Annotated in this window: 24 protein-coding genes and 1 pseudogene; 10 read left to right on the top strand and 15 right to left on the bottom strand. The window is 36.5% G+C overall.

The genetic code is table 11. The features are described from left to right. Positions 1-707 (top strand): hypothetical protein (locus JCM9140_RS03530; RefSeq protein WP_034742457.1); only part of this gene is annotated, 707 nt, incomplete at its 5' end. A gap of 802 nt (positions 708-1,509) precedes the next feature. On the opposite strand, the gene JCM9140_RS03535 is transcribed toward JCM9140_RS03530, so the two are convergent. The 4 genes from JCM9140_RS03535 to JCM9140_RS03550 form a co-directional block, all read right to left on the bottom strand. Beyond that, positions 1,510-3,051 (bottom strand): multicopper oxidase family protein, encoded by a 1,542-nt coding sequence (locus tag JCM9140_RS03535; protein WP_034742460.1) that lies wholly within the window; start codon positions 3,049-3,051, stop codon positions 1,510-1,512. Between the two features lie 205 nt (positions 3,052-3,256). Further along, positions 3,257-3,622, bottom strand: coding sequence for a putative zinc-binding protein (locus JCM9140_RS03540; protein WP_034742745.1), 366 nt, complete (start codon positions 3,620-3,622; stop codon positions 3,257-3,259). 101 nt (positions 3,623-3,723) lie between these two features. After that, complete coding sequence (locus JCM9140_RS03545; protein WP_052002037.1) at positions 3,724-4,875, bottom strand: TIGR04053 family radical SAM/SPASM domain-containing protein; 1,152 nt, start codon at positions 4,873-4,875, stop codon at positions 3,724-3,726. A gap of 153 nt (positions 4,876-5,028) precedes the next feature. Next, positions 5,029-5,553 carry a hemerythrin domain-containing protein gene (locus JCM9140_RS03550; protein ID WP_034742463.1) on the bottom strand — a complete coding sequence of 175 codons (525 nt, stop codon included), beginning with the start codon at positions 5,551-5,553 and terminating at the stop codon, positions 5,029-5,031. Between the two features lie 260 nt (positions 5,554-5,813). Between JCM9140_RS03550 and JCM9140_RS03555 the strand changes: the two genes are divergently transcribed. After that, the gene (locus JCM9140_RS03555) at positions 5,814-6,011 is read left to right on the top strand and encodes a hypothetical protein (RefSeq protein WP_034742466.1); all 198 of its coding nucleotides are present in this window, start codon (positions 5,814-5,816) and stop codon (positions 6,009-6,011) included. A 112-nt stretch (positions 6,012-6,123) separates the two neighbouring features. Here the strand turns inward: JCM9140_RS03555 and JCM9140_RS24335 are convergent. Further along, a pseudogene (locus JCM9140_RS24335) lies at positions 6,124-6,685 on the bottom strand (MDR/zinc-dependent alcohol dehydrogenase-like family protein); the annotation flags it as partial. 108 nt (positions 6,686-6,793) lie between these two features. On the opposite strand from JCM9140_RS24335, the gene JCM9140_RS23530 reads away from it, so the two are divergent. Further along, complete coding sequence (locus tag JCM9140_RS23530; RefSeq protein ID WP_156314743.1) at positions 6,794-6,949, top strand: hypothetical protein; 156 nt, start codon at positions 6,794-6,796, stop codon at positions 6,947-6,949. 98 nt (positions 6,950-7,047) lie between these two features. Here the strand turns inward: JCM9140_RS23530 and JCM9140_RS22290 are convergent, their stop codons facing one another. Beyond that, entirely contained in the window at positions 7,048-7,470 is a 423-nt protein-coding gene (locus JCM9140_RS22290; RefSeq protein WP_052002038.1) for a hypothetical protein, read from the bottom strand. 200 nt (positions 7,471-7,670) lie between these two features. Between JCM9140_RS22290 and JCM9140_RS03570 the strand changes: the two genes are divergently transcribed. Further along, the gene (locus JCM9140_RS03570; protein WP_034742469.1) at positions 7,671-8,177 is read left to right on the top strand and encodes an Hsp20/alpha crystallin family protein; all 507 of its coding nucleotides are present in this window, start codon (positions 7,671-7,673) and stop codon (positions 8,175-8,177) included. 48 nt (positions 8,178-8,225) lie between these two features. On the opposite strand, the gene JCM9140_RS03575 is transcribed toward JCM9140_RS03570, so the two are convergent. Beyond that, entirely contained in the window at positions 8,226-8,516 is a 291-nt protein-coding gene (locus JCM9140_RS03575; RefSeq protein WP_034742473.1) for a hypothetical protein, read from the bottom strand. A gap of 353 nt (positions 8,517-8,869) precedes the next feature. Between JCM9140_RS03575 and JCM9140_RS03580 the strand changes: the two genes are divergently transcribed. From JCM9140_RS03580 to JCM9140_RS24105, 3 genes are read left to right on the top strand one after another with little or no spacing between them, the layout of a single operon-like run. Beyond that, the gene (locus tag JCM9140_RS03580; RefSeq protein ID WP_034742476.1) at positions 8,870-9,079 is read left to right on the top strand and encodes a hypothetical protein; all 210 of its coding nucleotides are present in this window, start codon (positions 8,870-8,872) and stop codon (positions 9,077-9,079) included. 40 nt (positions 9,080-9,119) lie between these two features. Next, positions 9,120-9,305 carry a hypothetical protein gene (locus JCM9140_RS03585; protein ID WP_052002039.1) on the top strand — a complete coding sequence of 62 codons (186 nt, stop codon included), beginning with the start codon at positions 9,120-9,122 and terminating at the stop codon, positions 9,303-9,305. Positions 9,306-9,325: 20 nt separating this feature from the next. After that, on the top strand, positions 9,326-9,475 hold the full coding sequence (locus tag JCM9140_RS24105) for a hypothetical protein (protein WP_174404757.1): 150 nt from the start codon (positions 9,326-9,328) through the stop codon (positions 9,473-9,475). Between the two features lie 7 nt (positions 9,476-9,482). Here JCM9140_RS24105 and JCM9140_RS22295 read toward each other — a convergent pair whose 3' ends face one another. Genes JCM9140_RS22295 through JCM9140_RS03600 form a run of 3 tightly spaced genes read right to left on the bottom strand, consistent with a single transcriptional unit; the run spans position 9,483 to position 10,499 of the window. Beyond that, positions 9,483-9,965: a spore germination protein gene (locus JCM9140_RS22295; protein ID WP_052002040.1), complete on the bottom strand. Its 483-nt coding sequence runs from the start codon at positions 9,963-9,965 to the stop codon at positions 9,483-9,485. Between the two features lie 26 nt (positions 9,966-9,991). Further along, a complete protein-coding gene (locus JCM9140_RS03595) occupies positions 9,992-10,237 on the bottom strand; it encodes a hypothetical protein (protein WP_052002041.1) in 246 nt (81 codons plus the stop codon). Between the two features lie 16 nt (positions 10,238-10,253). Then, positions 10,254-10,499 carry a hypothetical protein gene (locus JCM9140_RS03600; protein WP_034742479.1) on the bottom strand — a complete coding sequence of 82 codons (246 nt, stop codon included), beginning with the start codon at positions 10,497-10,499 and terminating at the stop codon, positions 10,254-10,256. A gap of 248 nt (positions 10,500-10,747) precedes the next feature. Here JCM9140_RS03600 and JCM9140_RS03605 point away from each other — a divergent pair, with 248 nt between their 5' ends. The 3 genes from JCM9140_RS03605 (at position 10,748) to JCM9140_RS03615 (ending at position 12,888) form a co-directional block, all read left to right on the top strand. Then, complete coding sequence (locus JCM9140_RS03605) at positions 10,748-11,047, top strand: hypothetical protein (protein WP_034742482.1); 300 nt, start codon at positions 10,748-10,750, stop codon at positions 11,045-11,047. Positions 11,048-11,312: 265 nt separating this feature from the next. Beyond that, complete coding sequence (locus JCM9140_RS03610; RefSeq protein WP_034742485.1) at positions 11,313-11,504, top strand: hypothetical protein; 192 nt, start codon at positions 11,313-11,315, stop codon at positions 11,502-11,504. Further along, positions 11,497-12,888 carry an Asp-tRNA(Asn)/Glu-tRNA(Gln) amidotransferase GatCAB subunit A gene (locus tag JCM9140_RS03615; protein WP_034742488.1) on the top strand — a complete coding sequence of 464 codons (1,392 nt, stop codon included), beginning with the start codon at positions 11,497-11,499 and terminating at the stop codon, positions 12,886-12,888. The genes JCM9140_RS03610 and JCM9140_RS03615 overlap by 8 nt, the downstream gene beginning before the upstream one ends. Before the next feature lie 93 nt (positions 12,889-12,981). Here the strand turns inward: JCM9140_RS03615 and JCM9140_RS03620 are convergent, their stop codons facing one another. The 5 genes from JCM9140_RS03620 to JCM9140_RS03640 all read right to left on the bottom strand — a co-directional run bounded on the left by JCM9140_RS03620 (position 12,982) and on the right by JCM9140_RS03640 (position 17,297). Then, a complete protein-coding gene (locus JCM9140_RS03620; protein WP_034742491.1) occupies positions 12,982-13,167 on the bottom strand; it encodes a type Z 30S ribosomal protein S14 in 186 nt (61 codons plus the stop codon). 230 nt (positions 13,168-13,397) lie between these two features. Next, positions 13,398-14,186, bottom strand: coding sequence for a cytochrome c oxidase assembly protein (locus JCM9140_RS03625; protein WP_052002042.1), 789 nt, complete (start codon positions 14,184-14,186; stop codon positions 13,398-13,400). Continuing rightward, a complete protein-coding gene (locus tag JCM9140_RS03630; protein WP_034742493.1) occupies positions 14,179-14,661 on the bottom strand; it encodes a DUF2243 domain-containing protein in 483 nt (160 codons plus the stop codon). The genes JCM9140_RS03625 and JCM9140_RS03630 overlap by 8 nt, the downstream gene beginning before the upstream one ends. 228 nt (positions 14,662-14,889) lie before the next feature. Beyond that, positions 14,890-16,392, bottom strand: a complete 1,503-nt coding sequence (locus JCM9140_RS03635) for an ABC transporter permease (protein ID WP_369384393.1) — start codon at positions 16,390-16,392, stop codon at positions 14,890-14,892. After that, complete coding sequence (locus tag JCM9140_RS03640; protein ID WP_034742496.1) at positions 16,392-17,297, bottom strand: ABC transporter ATP-binding protein; 906 nt, start codon at positions 17,295-17,297, stop codon at positions 16,392-16,394. Before JCM9140_RS03640 ends, JCM9140_RS03635 begins: the two co-directional genes overlap by 1 nt. Between the last annotated feature and the right edge of the window lie 42 nt (positions 17,298-17,339).

Below are 17,339 nucleotides of genomic sequence, written 5' to 3' on the forward strand. Positions count from 1 at the left end.
CATCTAAAATCAATGAAATATATTTTTTAAACGATAGTTTTGGTGTCTCTAGAAATATTGAATTTAAAGCATATTTAAGCAATTTTACTGACTATTTTATAGCCTTAGACAATATTTACTTTTGGGCTAATAAGGAAAACCTTAATGAAAGGCAAAAAGCCTACCATATTAGTAGGTGTTTTGAAGATGCTCATAATAGTAGTGAGGAAATAGTAGACTATATTTCATACTGGCAAGTTAAATTAGCTATTTCAGAGAATGATTACAATTCTATTGACCCTTATACCGTTCCAGAAAGAGCAACTTATAAATTCGAACCAACCATCCCAATAAATCCAGATGGAATTGAAGTGGATTTTAATGTTGAAGTTGAATTAATTGAAGATAGGGCTTTACATATCTTCGGAACAACAAACCTATTTAATCACGCATCTTTGCTAATAAATGTACGAAAACAATCCGGACAACTTTGCGGTTCCAATAAAGCAAGCGTAATGGCTGGACATTTTGATTTTGGTATTTTTAACTTCAAAGGAAATGGTTATGTAGCTGGACTCTATTTTATAGAAATGTCATTATCATTGCCAAGCATTCAACCGAAGCTGTTTCAAAACAAAGCTGGAATTGAGTATGAAAACCTAAAAGGTCCATATGTTGACAGGACCGTTCCTATGGTAAAGTACAGAAAAGAAATTTCCGTTGAGTAATTTATTTTGATCTAATGTATGTTAACACTTTTAACTAGTGCCCAGAAACTCTCTAATATTCTGGGCGTACACTCATCAAAATTTATGATACAGTAGCCTAAATGCAGAAGATAATAAGTTTATTCAGATGATTTGCATCCACACCTTTGACACTTCCATACATCATCGTCTATTTCCTTATGGAGTTCCAGACAGTCACAATTCCAACAGTCAATTTCTTTATAATCAGCCATACCAACTCACCTCCACACATTTAATTAATTGAATATGGAAAAATTAGTAAACCGCTTCTTGGAACAATCAACAACTCACCTAGACTTTTATTTTCAAAATTCGCTCTACAATTACAAAGTTTAGCAAAAACCTTCATTTTAAATAGAAATTATGGACAAAATTATATTTAAATTTAAAAAGCGTCCTAATTAAGATTAATTCCAATTTCCGTTAGCCCCAACCTCCAAAGGAATGTAATTAAATTATACAATAGGAAATTAACTCTAGTTATCATTCCACAATATTCCACATTTGTAGACCAACGTTAAAAAGATAAGTGTTTGTATTATTAGAATATCAAACATTAAGCTTTCCACGTAATTTACTTTTATATTTGTATATAAGTTTGTGTCATTTTCATTTTATGTATATAACTTTGGTTCATAAAAAAATGAAGCAAAGTTATATACATAAACTAAAAATGCCTTTCTCATAAGTATTTCAAATAATAATAATGTATATTCTTTTGATTCAACGTACATCATTATGTAAATTCCATGCTGCTAAAGCATGGAATGACATACTCATATTAGCTTTTATCTTTTCTCTGTTTGGGATCGATTACTTTCATTGGACGCATCATATCATGATCTTCATGTTCTAGAATATGACAGTGCCAAACATAGTTTCCGGTGTACGGAGCAAATGTTCCGATTACACGAGTAATCTGACCAGCCGGTGCCGAAACAGTATCTTTCCATCCACGCTCATTTGGTTCTGGAGCTCTTGGCGGTCCTGTATAAATGATTGTTCCATCATGATTGTATCTTTCTAAATCAAAAGGCTGTCGATCTAATACCTGAAAATGGATTAAGTGTATATGCATCGGGTGTGCAAAGTCCGTTGTATTAATGAATGACCATACTTCTGTATCCCCTACTTTCGGTTTTTCTGTCGTTGGATCTGCCCACTTTTTATTATTTAATAAAAGAAGTGGACGTCCAAAGTCATCTGTTGAACCAACTAATTTCAAGTTTCGATGTGTCGAAATTTTATTGTTTCGTAAAGAACGAATTGTAGATAATCGCTTAGGAATAACACTAGTATCCTTTTCTTTTAATGGCTTTGATACTTTAAATTTCATAATCTCATTTGTTTCATCTTCAGCATCCGCATCAGGACCAAGATCGTTTTTTAATACAATTTCATCTCCGTCGCACTGAGAAAAGTCGATGATTACATCAATCCGTTCAGAAGATTCAATTGGGATCTTGTTCATTTGTACAGGCTTTTCTAATAATCCCCCATCTGATCCAATTTGATATACTTCTTGATTGGAATCTAAATGCAGTTGATAACTGCGTGTGTTGGAACCGTTTAAAATTCTAAATCTATATTTTCTTGGTTCAACCTCTAAATATGGCCATACTTTTCCATTCACTAAAACCGTATCTCCTAAAAAGGCAGGCACAATAGAAGGATTTGGAAGATCCTCTCCTCCATCCTCAGGTCCTGTTGGATAAAAAAGCGAGCCATCTTCATTAAACGTCCTATCCTGAATAATAAGCGGAACCTCATATTCTCCTTCTGGCAAATTTAAAGATTTCTCATGTTTATCCCTAATGATATAAGCACCAGCTAAACCAGCATAGTTGTTTAGTCGTGTGATTCCCATTGTGTGGTCATGGTACCACAACATCATAGCCCTCTGTTCATTCAAATACCTATAAACCTCTTCTTTAAAAAAAGAGCCTACCTCTTTATAGTCTTTCGTGTACCATGCTTCGGGATAACCATCGCTTACCCAAGGAGTTCTCCCTCCATGTAAATGTGTAACATGGCGTACTTCTGGAAGGTCTTTATTCATAATCGACCAATCAACTGGAAGGAAGTGTTTATTCGGTAGCTCATTGATCCACTTCACTTCAACAGGTTCATTGCTATTTGCCTCAATAGTTGGTCCAGGGAATTGTGCATTATATCCCCATAATGTTGTTGGAGGCAGATCTCGATGTAACTTTTTCTTGAATTCCTGAATTTTTACTTCATAATAATTTTTCCCTTTTGTTTTTGGTTGTAGCGTTTCCATTATCGGTAAGCTGTCAACAAACTTCTCTAACTTTCGCCTCATGTCATCACCTCTAGTCAATGTAATTAGTATTAGTAGATGGGGCAATGAACATTTTTGGAAGGGCTATTGCAATAGGTTTTAAGTTATCGGGTTTTAACCTATTATCAATATTTATTTTACATGAGTTTAAGTTGAGATTTAAAAAAAGGAACACCACACAACAGGTTTCTTTTATAGACGTTATGGATATTCCTTCTAGTGATGGTTAGTTACTTATTCGGGTTTGCTCTAAAATTTGAGAGTAGGCATTCGAGAATAGTTCAGGGTTCGGGTCTTTTCCCATAAGTTTAGGTATGTTAAAGTCAGATAACACAAAATGATGCTTGGGCTTAACTTCATGCCTTGATAAAGAGCTTTTGCAACATGATAACATGCAACCGTCAATAGCGATGATCTCTCGACCGGATTTCGCCATTTTTACTAGTGGCTTCACATCACCACCAACCCCAGCAATACAGGACATCTCAGCTACATTTTCCCTATCCATTTTTACTGCAATCATGTTGGCGGTTTGAGCAGCCGAAGAACACCCTGAACATGAATAAACAATAGGTAATTTCGTTCTATTCATCATGGTTCCCCTTCCTCTTTAAGAGAAATTTAGATTTTTGCCCGTGGTCTTTCTACCCTTTTTCCTTTTAGTTTTTAGGCTTTGCAACTTTTTCTGTCGTTTCAGAGATGAATCTGTGTGCTCCTACTTCTATGTTTTTCACTCTTCTGTTTTCTTAATGTTTTCGGAATGTACACACAGTAAGGTTCACTTTCCATGTAGTCCCCTGTTATGGCATATGCTCTAGATCTAGATCCTCCACAAATATAGCGAAATTCACAGACACCACATTTCCCCTTATATTTATCAGGATTACGTAAATTTTTAAATATAGGAGATTCACGGTAAATCTCCGCTAATGGTGTTTCTCTGACATTCCCTGCTCTTACAGGCAACAATCCACTCGGATAGACATCCCCTACATGCGAGATAAAAACAAAACCGTTCCCATCATTCACGCCTTTTGGTGCTCGTCCGAGTCCGTCGAATGGGCTCGTTATTCCCTTGAATAGTGCATCCTCATAACGAACTGTTTGATCAAAAGTTGACGTTTCTTTCATTTTCTGTTGAATAACAACACGACGATAATGCTGCGCAGCTGTTGTTTTAATATCAAAGGTGACGTTTTTATTTAGTTGATGAAGCCAGTGAAACACTCGTTCATGTTCTGCTGGTGAAATCATATCCTTTTCACTGCCTCGTCCTATCGGTACAAGGAAAAACACACTCCATAAAACACAGTTTAACTCTTCTACCACCTTTGCCATTTCTTCTAGTACATTCACGTTATATTTAGAAACAACCGTATTAATTTGAACGGGAATATTCAGCTTATGAAGATAATGGATCGCCTTGATTGTTAATTCGAACGACCCTTTAGTTCCCCTAAAATGATCATGTATCGAAGCTGTTGGTCCATCTAAACTAAACGCCCATCTTGAAAGACCCACTTCTTTTGCCTTTTGAATGATCTCTTTTGTTACATTTGGAGTTGCACTTGGTGTTATCGATACTCGTACCCCCTTTTTTACTGCATAATCTACAATGTCAAACATATCTGGACGCATAAGTGGATCCCCACCAGTAAATACAAGCATCGGGTTATCCATTTCATAAATTGAATGAATAAGGTTCTTTCCTTCATCAAACGTAAGCTCATGAGGGTGTCTATGATGTTGAGCCTCAGCTCGACAATGTAGACACTTTAATTCGCATGCTCTTGTAAGTTCCCAAATAACAATAAATGGATTTTTATGAAAATCACGATTAAACACACAATCCCCCCAATCAGTTATGTCTAGTATAATCCTCTTTCAAAAGTTCTGATGTGAGGTACATCACGTTGTTATAGGAGGGTTTCTTCATAATTACGATCTTCTATCAAAAAAAGTGAACACCAGGGTAGAGTCCAAGTGTTCACTTAGTCATTATAGTAGCTTTTCTAATCGGTGTTTTTCTTCAATAGTTAAAAGTTTTTCAGCCATCGGAAATAATATCTCTTCTTCTTTCACAAAATGTCCTTGTAATATATGATAGGCTTCGTTATACAGCTGGGCGATTGGTGGTAATTCAGTTATAGTCGCATCCAATTCGACAGCCGCACTTCTTTCTAAAAATTTTTTCAAATTAGCTTTAGCTTGATCATGCTCATATTCCATAACAAATATAGGACCGAAATCTTTCCCTATATAATTTGCAACCATTGGGAACAAAACACCTTCCTCTTTTTCTGAATGAGGATCTAGGTGACTGACGAAATTAATGACTCCGTTACGAAGCAGCAATAACTTTTCTTTCATTGCTCCAATGTCCTTTTCTTCCTCCATAGAAATGGACATTTCATATAGGTTTTCCATTTGTTTTCTTAAAGGTATATGTTCACCTTTTAGTTTTTGAAGAGGTGCACATAGTGTTATTGATTCATTGCCTGCAAGTCCGCACAATTGACTCATGATTGAATCCCCCTTTTTTTAAGGGTAACAGAATATCCAATCAGTCAATGTGATTGGAATCACATGAACAATAACTGTCTACGTCCTAAATCGCAAAAACCTCCTTAACGCTACTGTTTAGGGTATCCTATAGATTTTTATGAAATTTTAATTTGGGTATTTAGGCATATGTCCCTTCCGATGAGAGCATTAGCTGAATAGACTTTAGTACAGATGAAAAAGTTTTTGCCTTTATAAAAATTTCAGGTGGTGGATGAAAAATGAAAAAAAATGCAATATATAAAGAAATGGAAAATAAGTTAAAGCCTTCTATCGTGATTGAGCCAGAAATGATGGTAGGAAACGAAAAGGTTGGACCTATGTTTACGGACGTAGAATTCCGAGATCTAGTTAAGCATTATCAGACGATTATGTTTGATAATTACCTTGAAGCAATAAAAAAAGGCTCCAATAAATGAATACAATTAGAAACGCACCATATATAATTGTTAACATTTACTAGGGGTAATACTAGTTTTGGAGAACAGCCTCTAGTAAATGAACCTTTTTTTAAAACGTTTTGTTTGTGATCTATGGCTGTAAGACAACTTTAATACAATCATCTCTTTTAGTATCAAAAATATCATATCCAAATTTCGCTCTTTCAATTGGAAGTTTATGTGTAATAATATCGCTCAAATCTACTTTCCCCTCAGAAATTAAATCATGTAAGTATGGCATGTAATGAATAACAGGTGCTTGTCCGGTTCGTACTTTACGTTACGTTGAAAAATATCCCCATAAGGAAATGCGTTATAACGCGAAGCATAGACCACTGTAACTTGGATATTGCCGCCCTTCCTTACAGCTTACCTTGCCATCACTAACGCACTCATAGAACCACCCTGAAGTTTCTAAGCCAGTTATAACGAATTCTAAATCTGTCATTTCCCTATCCATTTCAACACAGTCAATGACGACACCTGCTCCGCCGTTTGTCATGTCATGCAGGAATGCCCCAACATTTTCATAATCCTCAAAATTTACGATTTAAAGGACCACAACCAAGAATCATAACTGTATCCCTTTCTTTCATGCCAGAGTTGTCTACACTTTTGTAGGCCATCGCCCCGGCATCAGATAGTAATGCTAGATATCCCTTCTTCTTTAAAAGTTACACCATTAGTACTTGGTGTTCTCCCTTGCATATTAACCGACAAACATAACCATCATATAACTAAAATCCTAAGGAGCGATGACCGTGTTTACTAACAATGCTGATGAAGTCCGTCAAATGATTAAAAAAGCAAAAACAGATGAGGAACAAGCAAAAGTTGCGACGAACATTGTGAATCATGCTGTAAGTGAAATGGACCCACAACGACGACAAGCCAATCAATCCTATAACCGCCGTTAGGTTAACGGAGCCATCTTCGCCTTGTATGACATTAATAACATTTTAAGCGAACGTAATAAACTTCTTAGCATAGTATTAGTAAGAAGGGTTATCGAAACTTAATCGTTTTGTTTAAATTTAAAGGAATAACCATTTTCTTGTGGTTGCACAGTCATATGGGGCGGTTCTTTATTTGTTTTTATTTCTTCTTTTTTTCCCCTTTTACGAATCTGTTTGTTCATTTCTTTCTCGAGCTTTTTGATTTTGTCCTCATTTACACGCACACCGAAATTATTGCCCAAATTTAGTGCACCACTTAAATCTTCTATGTCTAATTGATCTAACCGAAATGTTAAGTTTTCTAAATTGGGTTCATGTATGTCTAATTGGTTTACTGTAATATTGTATTCAACTTTAGTTTCTTTTTTTTGTTCAATGAGTTCTTCTAGCCTTTCAAATTTCTTTATGATCTCTCTAATATCGTGATCGGGCTGTCTCTTTACTTTCCCAGAAAAAAGTTGAAAGAACGTTTTTACATTCATTCTTTTAAAGCCTTTCCAACATTGAAATATAGAAGATAGCTAGTCTTTTGCTGGGTATGATTAATATCAGTTTCACTTCTAGTTTCATGTTTTATTGAGATTTGATTTCTATGAGAATTCATTGAACTCACACCTCTCTACAACCGTTACATTATATATATGCTTGGCCTAAGAAAATATTATTAAAGGGGTGAGAAACAATGAATTGGGATAAATTTAATCCATTGAATAACTTTTTACCTAATATGGATAATAAGAATAGTGTAGTCTCAGGTATAGATGATTATGTTCAAAATATGTTATCACAGTATTTAGGTAATATGACTAATCCAAACGAGCAGCAGGAACAAAGAGAAGAACCTGCAAATCAAGAAGTAGTTGGTTCTCAACCCAATTCCAATAGAAGTAAGCCTAATCCCACTTTGAGTCTAGTCACTATTGAGCCAAATGTCATTGAGATACATGGTTTTATAATTATCCAACTGGAAATTCCGGATTATGAAGATATCAATCATGTAACGATTGAATACAATACTACTAAAGTGATTATATCCGGCTTTCACCAACATGATTCAATAACGATCAAACTTCCAAGCCTAGTTCGCAATAAAGCAGGGAAAGCCTTGTACAAAGACGGCATATTAGAAATTAGTCTAGCGAAACAAGAGGAAGAATTCATGAACCAGCTCTCCATTAAAAGAAAATAATACGAAAAAACTACCGATCTTTTCCGTTACGGTAGTTTTTCTTTTTGGTTATTCATAGACTATATTCACTTCCTGAAAAGGAATTGCTTCTTCTTTTGGTATGTTAACTTCAAGAACATTATTTTTACAGACAGCCATTACACCCTCTCGTTTGCCAATTGTCGGCAATTGGATGATTTCAGGCCCTTGATTTGGCAGACCGTCAATTCTTATGAGATGGAAGGCATGATGAATCTGTAACTGTCCTGGGTGAACATGATCCGGTAGCAATACTTTTAAAATCATATGGTAATGTCCTTCAAAAAGTTCCTTTTGTATCGTAGAGGTTGGCTTGTTCATACTCCTAGTAGGATAATCTGATTCAGGCTGATTAGCATTTTCACTTATTCCAGTTTGACTTTGTGATACAGGACCCTCTCCGTTCATATTGGGTAAAGAGTTTTTTAGAATATCTTGAACGTATTGTTCAATCCATTGTGGATCCTTAGTATCTTTATCAAAAAGGGATTTCCCATAAAATTTTTATTTTTAAATATATTTTGAAATTGATCCCAATCCATAGGTCCTTTTCCGAAGCTGTCATTATTCATTACATCACCTTCTCTTCTTTCATTACAGACATACCGTTTTGTTTTATCATATTACTTTTATTTTAAAATAGACTATGTATTAAGAAGGATGGTGGTGAAACAATGGTAAAAATTACGTTTAATAGCCTCTCTGTTCAAGAGATACGAAAAAGCTCTGCTATTTTTTCAGGTAGGAACATTCACTTAAACTGGAAGAGTGCGTCGAAGCAAAATGAAGGATTTGGCAATATTCAAGGCGAGAACAATGTATCGATTAATAACCATAGTGTGACGTATGATGAGGACTATGTAGATATTCTTCAAAAGAAATAAAAAATAAACATTAGTTTCTGTGATTGGAGTTGTTAACCTGATGCCATCAAATTTCTCGCCAACATTTTATATTGGTTCCATTCGCATCGGAACAGTTGAAGGGGCTTCTAGTGTTAATTTAGGCCATAATACAAATGCTGGTGTAAAAAGCGAGAAGAAACACAACAAGGTTTTGGATCAATTAGCGGAGATGGAAATGAGTTTATCGATGCTCAAACCCTTTTAGACGATGGAGATGCACTTGATATGTTTAATGGGGATTCAAATGAAGATATTCCCGAATGGATGAAAGAAAAGATTCTTGCTTCGATACAAGAAGAAATGGCTGACACAAGTATCGAGCAAGAACCTGAAGATATAGATGATGACGAAGATAGTAAAAAACCTAAATCGTGATCATTCGTTAATATGATTGATTCATATATCCAGGCTTATAGTCTTGGTCGTTAATTGGAGCATCAATAAAATCATTATCTTCTACCGAGGTAGAATAATTTGCATGAAGGCTTTTTCCTGTGAAGGAACCATTTCCATGATTTCTTTTACTATGGCCATTCCAACCAACTTGGTTATTTTCTCCAATCGCAATCGACGAGTTATTAATTAGGGAGTTGACATTGATCGATTGAAAATCAACATTAATATCCCTTTCATCCGGGTAATTAGGACACAAGTAGACATCGCGGTCATCAATTGGAGAATCAATGAAATCATTATCATAAACATAAGATAGATTATTTACGATAATGGCGTTGCTAACGGAACCAAACCCACTGTTTTCTTTATGAATTGTTGTCCAGCCATTGGCAATATTGGAACCTGAATAGATACCTGAACCATCTTGGACATTATTTATATTTAAGTTTGCAAAATTCACTTGTATCATCGCTGTATTTGCCAGTTTACTCCCTCCTACAGTTGCTGATTTTGAACACCCGGCTTAACATCTTGATCATTCATTGGTGCATCAATGACATCTGTATCATTTACGATATTCATATTGTTCGCTGTTCCATTCATACCTAGAAATTGTCCATTTCCAAAACTGAATTTAGTATGTCCATCCCAACCTGTTTGATTGTTTGAACCAATAAATAAACCAGAATTGTTAGATTGAGTATTAATATTAACCGCAGCAAAGTTTACAGATACTGCCATATCCGGTAACCTCCCTTTATAACTGTTGATTTTGGATTCCTGGCTTGATATCTTGATCATTTATTGGTGCATCGATCACATCAGCATCATTTAAAATATTAATATTGTTTACTGATCCGTTAAGCCCAAGAAATTGCCCATTTCCCATACTAAATTTTGTGTGACCATCCCAACCAACTTGATTATTGACGCCTATAAAAACACCTGCATTGTTTGATTGAGAATTAACATTAATCGCTAAAAAATTAATAACAACTGCCATCATTTCCCCTCCTAGTCCTGGCTTTCTATAATTGCTAAGGCTAGAAAGAACTTAATTTACTCTTTTGCAATTAAGTTAAAAACCTAATATCCTTATCGTTTACTTTATTCATTGATAAAGGGATACGTGACCGTTTTAAAAAAGAATCATTTCATACCACTAGTCAAATATTCGTTAACAATTACATTCATAGAACAGAGGCGAAATGTCCAAAATAAGAAATGACCGAAAGACATAGGGGTGATTTTATGCCAAGGAAAACAGCAGACGCAAACGTTGAAAAAGATCTTGGTTCAAGTGAAAAAGAGGAAGAAATACATAAACTATCAGAATGGTTAGCTGCTGTATTGCATTACCTTGCTGATGATGAAGTTGAGGAAATTGATATCGAGTACCTTCTTTCCAATACCGAAGGATTACGTAACTGGTGGGACCAGTATCGTGAAAATAATCGAAAAAACATTGAGGAAGAAATAAAACAATCATTAGCAAATTTAACTTTAGAGCAACTAGAGAGTATCCATGAAACCGTAAAAGCAAAACAATAAGGATGATAGTAGAAACTAAATCAATTCATATACATGTAAAAGAGAACAACTAATAAAGAGGAATGTTTCCTGTTTTAGCAGTTGTTCTTATGTTTATTAACTTATAAAATGTAGCTTCCCATTCCAGATAACGTAACGTAAGTAGACTCAATCCACTGCCATGATCCCCTTTATCTCCCTTCCTCTTTTCTCACAAAGAAACAAGGTACATTCTCCTCTTTATCTCATAAAGTAGTAGTATCTTTTTTTTGGAGGAATGCCTATTATGCAAGCTCAAGACTTCATTAAACAAACATTGCAGTTGCATTCAATCTCAACAATCCCATCCGATCTTCCATACATTATGAACGTGATGAATGACATTTATGAAGCTGAACAATTTTTACGAGTGGATCCAGACCTTCATGAAGAAGTCCCTTTTGTTATACTTGATAAGGATGTGATTCGACATGACTGAGTTACATGCCCTTTCAGCTACAGAACTGGCTCCTTTAATCAAAGGAAAAAAAGTCTCGCCAGTAGAACTTATCGAGACAATACTTTCTAGAATCAATCAATTAGATGGTGAGGTAAACTCGTATATTACAGTTCTTCCAGAGCTAGCTCTTGAAAAAGCCAGGCATGCAGAATCTCAAATTATGAATGGTGTCTACGAAGGACCACTTCATGGTATCCCAGTTGGAATCAAAGACAATTATGAAACAAAAGGAATTAGGACGACGGTTGGATCAGGCATTTTATCTGATTATATTCCTCATACTACTGCAACAACTGTCAAAAAACTAAGCTGTGCTGGTGGGATCATGACTGGGAAATTAAACATGCATGAATTTGGTGGAGGGTTGACGAATACCAACCCAGTCTATGGACACTCACGTAATCCATGGAATATCGATTATAGTCCAGGTGGCTCAAGTGGAGGTAGTGCTGCAGCCTTAGCTGCTGGATTAGCCACGCTAGCTACAGGTACTGACACGTTTGGGTCCATCCGAGTACCAGCTGCTATGTGTGGCATATATGGATTGAAGCCAACATACGGACTTGTCAGTACAAATGGCGTCCTCCCACTCGCTTGGTCTTTAGACCATGCGGGCCCAATGGCACGTAGTGTTTCAGATGTAGCACTCATGTTGAATGTGATGGCCGGTTATGATGCAGAAGATCCTGGAAGCATCAAAACACGTGCAACAGATTATACTCATAATCTATCAAAAGGCATAAAAGGTTTAAAAGTAGGTGTTCCATCTTTCTTTCTACAAGGCTTAGATCCAGAAGTTGAACAATTGTTTCAACAAGCATTGCTCAAACTAGAGGAACTAGGAGCTATGGTTAAAGAAATTTCAATTCCTCAACTAGAAATGTCATCGTTTTCTAATTATGTTATTACAACAGGTGAAGCCGCCACCTATCATTATGAAAAATTACAACAGATCCCAGAACAGTACGCTTCAGATGTTCGAACTTTCTTCACGGCTGGAGTCTTAACACACACTCCTCAATATGTAAGAGCTCAGCAAGTTCGTCGCTCGTTAACGGAAGCAATCAAAAAAGAATTTGAGGATGTTGATATGATGGTTGCCCCTACGATTCCAATCACAACTCCGAAATTTCAGGACGATTGGATTGCGCAAAATTTAGCAATAACCAAAAAATGCATGCCATTTACGTCACCTGCAAATGTAACAGGAACACCTAGTCTATCAGTACCTATGGGTAGGTGCAGCAAAGGGCTTCCTGTTGGGATGCAGTTCATAGGCAATCATCAAACAGAGAAATTATTGCTTCAAGCTGGTGAAGCATGGGAACAAACAGACCCCCTTACTAATACTTTAGAAAAATAGCACTTAAATTTTAGAAAAGTAAAAAAGAGGTTGGTTCAAACATAAAATGTTCTAATGACGAACAAATACGTTTGTATACCAACCTCTTATTCCTTACCAGCTAGCTTTCTTCATACCAGGAATCTGACCTTTATGAGCCAATTCTCTGAGGCATATACGGCAAAGTTTAAATTTACGCAATACAGAATGCGGGCGACCACATTTTTCACAGCGAGTGTATTCACGAACACCGTACTTTTGCACACGCTTTTGCTTAGCAATCATTGATTTCTTAGCCATGTATTTTCCCCTTTTCTATTTAAATTTCATCTATATAAAATGTGTTTATTTTTGAGCTAGAAGGAATATTATATAACAAAATATCCCTTGTTTCATTAGTGGTTTTCTGGAAATAATCGATAAAAAAACCCAGAAGGTTTGTTTTGGCCTTCTGGGACATCTTTTATCGATCATCCACAGGATCTTCATCCCAAGAGAGATAACCTTTAAATCAAGAAAATCATTACACTCTAGATGGAGTGTTGCGACTCAAACATTTGCTTTGGTCTAGTTGATCGATACCACTGCAAACAAAGAATAAAAATGATCACAATATCTACAGCATCTCCCCCATAATACATGAGCATGGATCCTTTTTCAGCGTCAGTAATAGCAACACCTGCTGGAGGATTCGCATAAAGAAACTTTGACAAAATTCCATGACCTGCAAGGGCGATAATTAAAATAATAGAACGATACATATAACTTGTTCTATGTGGAATGGGATCGATATAAATCATCGATATCGTAAATATATATCCAGCTAAAAACACATGCGCATGAATCAATACATGAATAAAAGCATACTCATGCATAGCTGTATACAAACTTGTCGTGTATAACAGCCATAACCCTCCTATGTTTAAAATGGAGGCTATGAACGGATCTGTCAAAAAACGGAAAGGTTTCGTTTTAAGAACTCGCATTACGTTCCTAGCTCTGCTTACAGAAAGAGTCCGAAGCAATAAAGTCATTGGTGCAGCAAGAGCCATCAACAAGGGTGCAATCATCCCAAGAAATAAATGACCAACCATATGTACGGTAAAATCCATATGCGCTTTTTCAGCTAGTGGTCCAAAAACCGCAACGGTTGCAAAGAGAATACCCGTTCCCCAACATAACGTTCGGTAAAGAGGCCACTCTTTATACGTGCGATTTGAAACAATAATTGCAAGCATATATGCAAAAAACGCAAGAACGAATGGAATGACTAAAATAAGTTGTGGTCCTACTCCCATCGTATGTGAATGATCATGCATGTTCTGAAACACTTCCTTGCTTTTTATTAGAGTTTGTTCGTCTAAGAAGAATGACCCCAATTGCAATCAGGACAATGGCACCAACATTCCAAATGACATCATAGATCATTACATTCTCGACATATCGAATTTGATGCAGGCGCATCAGCTTGTGTTGAACGATTCCATCATACAGTTGAAATACTCCCGCCCCTAAAAAAACACCTGCCCACCAACGAGTGAGCCAAACAGCCTGTCTTCTCCGCAAATCCGCAAACAAAAACAAACCACCTATCGTCGCAAACCAACTAAACGCATGAAATAACCCATCTGAAATAAGGCCAATATCTGTCGTAGATTGATCGTAAAAATGGTGCCACCTTAATAATTGATGAAAAACCATTTCGTCCAAAAAAGCAATAAGGCCTAAACCAAATAAAATACCAGACCAGAGGTTTCGCCTTTTATATGTGTCTTTTTGATTTTCAAAGCTCATTTCCTACTCCTCTTTTCTTGAAGTTACTTCTCTTTCAATCATTGTTGCCTTCATTTAAAAGAATCAACCGTATCCCACAAGAAAAAAGCCCTTATAGATTCAACAAGAATCTTAAGGGCCTAATTGATTATCCAATTAAATCACGACGTTTATAGCTTAGAAAACCAAGTATCATAAAGGCAATAGATAGAAAAGTTAATAAAACAACATTGAGAACATTCATTTCTTCTACGGGTAATTGAGGGATATACCATAGGGGGAGAGCAGGCTTAGCCATTCGGGGAATTGAAGCATCCCCCCTAGATAAACGACAATGAAAGAATATCCTAAATACATCCAAGTAAGACTTGTAAGCTTCGGGCGTATTCCAATAGTAAAAACACCTAACCCAATCATAAACCACATTGCCGGTAAATAAATCATCAATGCTTGTAACATTAAAGAAAATGAGATGGGTTCTTCCATAACGACCGATGATGCCCCCCATAAACCCAATAGAGCTAAAAATAACATGACAAACCCAAAAACAAAGGATAGAAGAATGTAACTTCCCAACACGCTACCACGAGATACCGCGCGTGAAAACAAGTGTTCGATCCTCTCTTTCTTTTCTTCACTTGAAAGTTTCAATAAAATTATTAATGGAGGAACTGTGCATATCATAGCAATGACCGACATTAACATCGTTAAAAACTGCTCCGTCAAGGACAGTCCCTCTATTGGTGGGAAAAGTTGGCTCATCATTTCATTCGTAGCAAAAAAAGAATCCAAATCACCAAATACCGAACCATATGAAGCTCCTAAAACAAACATGCCAAGCGCCCAAGAGAGAACACTCGTACGTTGAAGTCTGAATGCTAATCCCAAAGGGTTGGTCAGCAAGGTAGAAGCTTGCTTTCTTCCAGGTTTAGAGGGAAGTAGTCCTGACCCGATATCCCTAGTCGCATTTAAATAAAAAGCAAGACAAAATAAAACACATGAAAATCCAACCGTTAATAATACCGGCCACCAATTATTTGTCACATACACTTCTGTACGTAAAATCCATCCGAGTGGAGAAAGCCATGATATCATCTCATTGCTTACATCACCAATCGCTCGAATTATATAGGATAATCCCAATACTGCTAACGATAAACCAATTGTTCCACGTGAATGATCAGATAATTGAGCAAAAATGGACGTAATCGCTGTAAAAAAGATCCCAATTGATCCTAAAGCCGCTCCGTACAATAACGAACCTTGTACATTCATGCTTTCTTCTTGAAGACTAAATAAACTTAAACCAATTAAAATAGCTATTATAATATGAAGCCCACATAAAATGCTAACAGTTGACATTAAATTCGTTAACCTACCAACTGGTAAGGAACGAAGCAATTCCAATCTCCCTTCTTCTTCATCCGCTCTTGTATGCCGTGTAACAAAAAGAATGCTCATAATCGCCATGGCAATGGCTGTAAACAGCAACATCTGGTGTGCCATCATGGCACCGGTCGTGTAATTATCTAATCCATAACCAAGTCCAACCATTGCTGTCATAGCCGGATTTTTCATTGTTTCTGCCATCACCTGTCGTTCCGCATCATTTTGGTATAAACCTGAAAAAGACGTAGCCGTCACAACCGTCATTAGCGTTAACGAGAAGATCCATATTGGGATTCGCACACGATCTCGGTGCAAAATAAAACGCGATAAGATTTTTGTTTGATAGGTTAGTTGTTTCCCCATCACGATTTCCCTCCCCCATTGTCAGAAGGCCCTTCATAATATCGCATAAATAAATCTTCAAGGGTCAAAGGAGTGCTTTCCAATTTCACAAGCCCGTACCGGCTAACATATTTCATAATGTGATCAAGTTCCTCTGTGTCAACTTGGAATGACGCCGCATTGTCTTTTACTACTAAATCATGCACACCCTTTTGTTGAAGCAATTCAGGAATCTGTTGTTTCGTTTCGATTTGAAGATTTGTTCTAGTTAAATGTCTTAACTCTTGCAATGTACCCGTCTCAATCATTTTCCCTTGACGTATAATACCGACTCGGTCACAAAGCCGTTCTACCTCCGATAATATGTGGCTAGAAAGCAAAACACTTTTTCCAGCGGATTTTGCTTCAGCTACACATTCCTGAAATATTCGTTCCATTAACGGATCAAGACCTGACGTTGGCTCATCTAAAATATAAAAATCTGCATCTGAGGCGAAGGCGGAAACTAAGGCCACTTTTTGTCGATTTCCTTTTGAATACGTTCGACATTTTTTAGAAGGATCTAAGTTATACCTTTCAATATACTCATCACGTCGGTTTGTTTGGTCCCCTCCACGCAATTTAATGAACAAGTCAATCACTTCACCACCAGTAAGATTTGGCCATAAGTTCACATCCCCTGGTACGTAAGCAATATGTTTATGAATGCTAACAGCCTCTTTCCACACATCTTTACCAAAGATCTTTGCGTTCCCTTCTGAAGCTTGTAACATACCAAGCAAAATCCGAATCATTGTTGATTTTCCCGCACCATTTGGACCAATAAAGCCAAACACTTCCCCTTTATTCACTTCAAAATTCACATCGTTTAATGCTGTAAATTTCCCGAATTTTTTCGTTACATTTGTTACCGTAAGTACAGACATGAACGACCCCTCCCACCAAAGTACTCTCTACTTATAAAGTTT

This window comes from Halalkalibacter wakoensis JCM 9140 (assembly GCF_000513095.1).
GTDB classification, from domain to species: domain Bacteria; phylum Bacillota; class Bacilli; order Bacillales; family Bacillaceae_D; genus Halalkalibacter; species Halalkalibacter wakoensis.

What these genes read in the sequence shown, in the direction of transcription:
- JCM9140_RS22295 (WP_052002040.1), bottom strand. Translation starts at nt 9,965, where the DNA reads ATGATACAAGTGAATTTTGCAAACTTAAATATAAATAATGTCCAAGAT.
- JCM9140_RS03635 (WP_369384393.1), bottom strand. Translation starts at nt 16,392, where the DNA reads ATGGGGAAACAACTAACCTATCAAACAAAAATCTTATCGCGTTTTATT.
- JCM9140_RS03580 (WP_034742476.1), top strand. Translation starts at nt 8,870, where the DNA reads ATGGTAAAAATTACGTTTAATAGCCTCTCTGTTCAAGAGATACGAAAA.
- JCM9140_RS03620 (WP_034742491.1), bottom strand. Translation starts at nt 13,167, where the DNA reads ATGGCTAAGAAATCAATGATTGCTAAGCAAAAGCGTGTGCAAAAGTAC.
- JCM9140_RS03595 (WP_052002041.1), bottom strand. Translation starts at nt 10,237, where the DNA reads ATGGCAGTATCTGTAAACTTTGCTGCGGTTAATATTAATACTCAATCT.
- JCM9140_RS03585 (WP_052002039.1), top strand. Translation starts at nt 9,120, where the DNA reads ATGCCATCAAATTTCTCGCCAACATTTTATATTGGTTCCATTCGCATC.
- JCM9140_RS03535 (WP_034742460.1), bottom strand. Translation starts at nt 3,051, where the DNA reads ATGAGGCGAAAGTTAGAGAAGTTTGTTGACAGCTTACCGATAATGGAA.
- JCM9140_RS03540 (WP_034742745.1), bottom strand. Translation starts at nt 3,622, where the DNA reads ATGAATAGAACGAAATTACCTATTGTTTATTCATGTTCAGGGTGTTCT.
- JCM9140_RS03615 (WP_034742488.1), top strand. Translation starts at nt 11,497, where the DNA reads ATGACTGAGTTACATGCCCTTTCAGCTACAGAACTGGCTCCTTTAATC.
- JCM9140_RS03625 (WP_052002042.1), bottom strand. Translation starts at nt 14,186, where the DNA reads ATGCATGATCATTCACATACGATGGGAGTAGGACCACAACTTATTTTA.
- JCM9140_RS03610 (WP_034742485.1), top strand. Translation starts at nt 11,313, where the DNA reads ATGCAAGCTCAAGACTTCATTAAACAAACATTGCAGTTGCATTCAATC.
- JCM9140_RS03605 (WP_034742482.1), top strand. Translation starts at nt 10,748, where the DNA reads ATGCCAAGGAAAACAGCAGACGCAAACGTTGAAAAAGATCTTGGTTCA.
- JCM9140_RS24105 (WP_174404757.1), top strand. Translation starts at nt 9,326, where the DNA reads ATGTTTAATGGGGATTCAAATGAAGATATTCCCGAATGGATGAAAGAA.
- JCM9140_RS03555 (WP_034742466.1), top strand. Translation starts at nt 5,814, where the DNA reads ATGAAAAAAAATGCAATATATAAAGAAATGGAAAATAAGTTAAAGCCT.
- JCM9140_RS22290 (WP_052002038.1), bottom strand. Translation starts at nt 7,470, where the DNA reads ATGAATGTAAAAACGTTCTTTCAACTTTTTTCTGGGAAAGTAAAGAGA.
- JCM9140_RS03640 (WP_034742496.1), bottom strand. Translation starts at nt 17,297, where the DNA reads ATGTCTGTACTTACGGTAACAAATGTAACGAAAAAATTCGGGAAATTT.
- JCM9140_RS03575 (WP_034742473.1), bottom strand. Translation starts at nt 8,516, where the DNA reads ATGAACAAGCCAACCTCTACGATACAAAAGGAACTTTTTGAAGGACAT.
- JCM9140_RS03570 (WP_034742469.1), top strand. Translation starts at nt 7,671, where the DNA reads ATGAATTGGGATAAATTTAATCCATTGAATAACTTTTTACCTAATATG.
- JCM9140_RS03600 (WP_034742479.1), bottom strand. Translation starts at nt 10,499, where the DNA reads ATGGCAGTTGTTATTAATTTTTTAGCGATTAATGTTAATTCTCAATCA.
- JCM9140_RS03550 (WP_034742463.1), bottom strand. Translation starts at nt 5,553, where the DNA reads ATGAGTCAATTGTGCGGACTTGCAGGCAATGAATCAATAACACTATGT.
- JCM9140_RS03630 (WP_034742493.1), bottom strand. Translation starts at nt 14,661, where the DNA reads ATGAGCTTTGAAAATCAAAAAGACACATATAAAAGGCGAAACCTCTGG.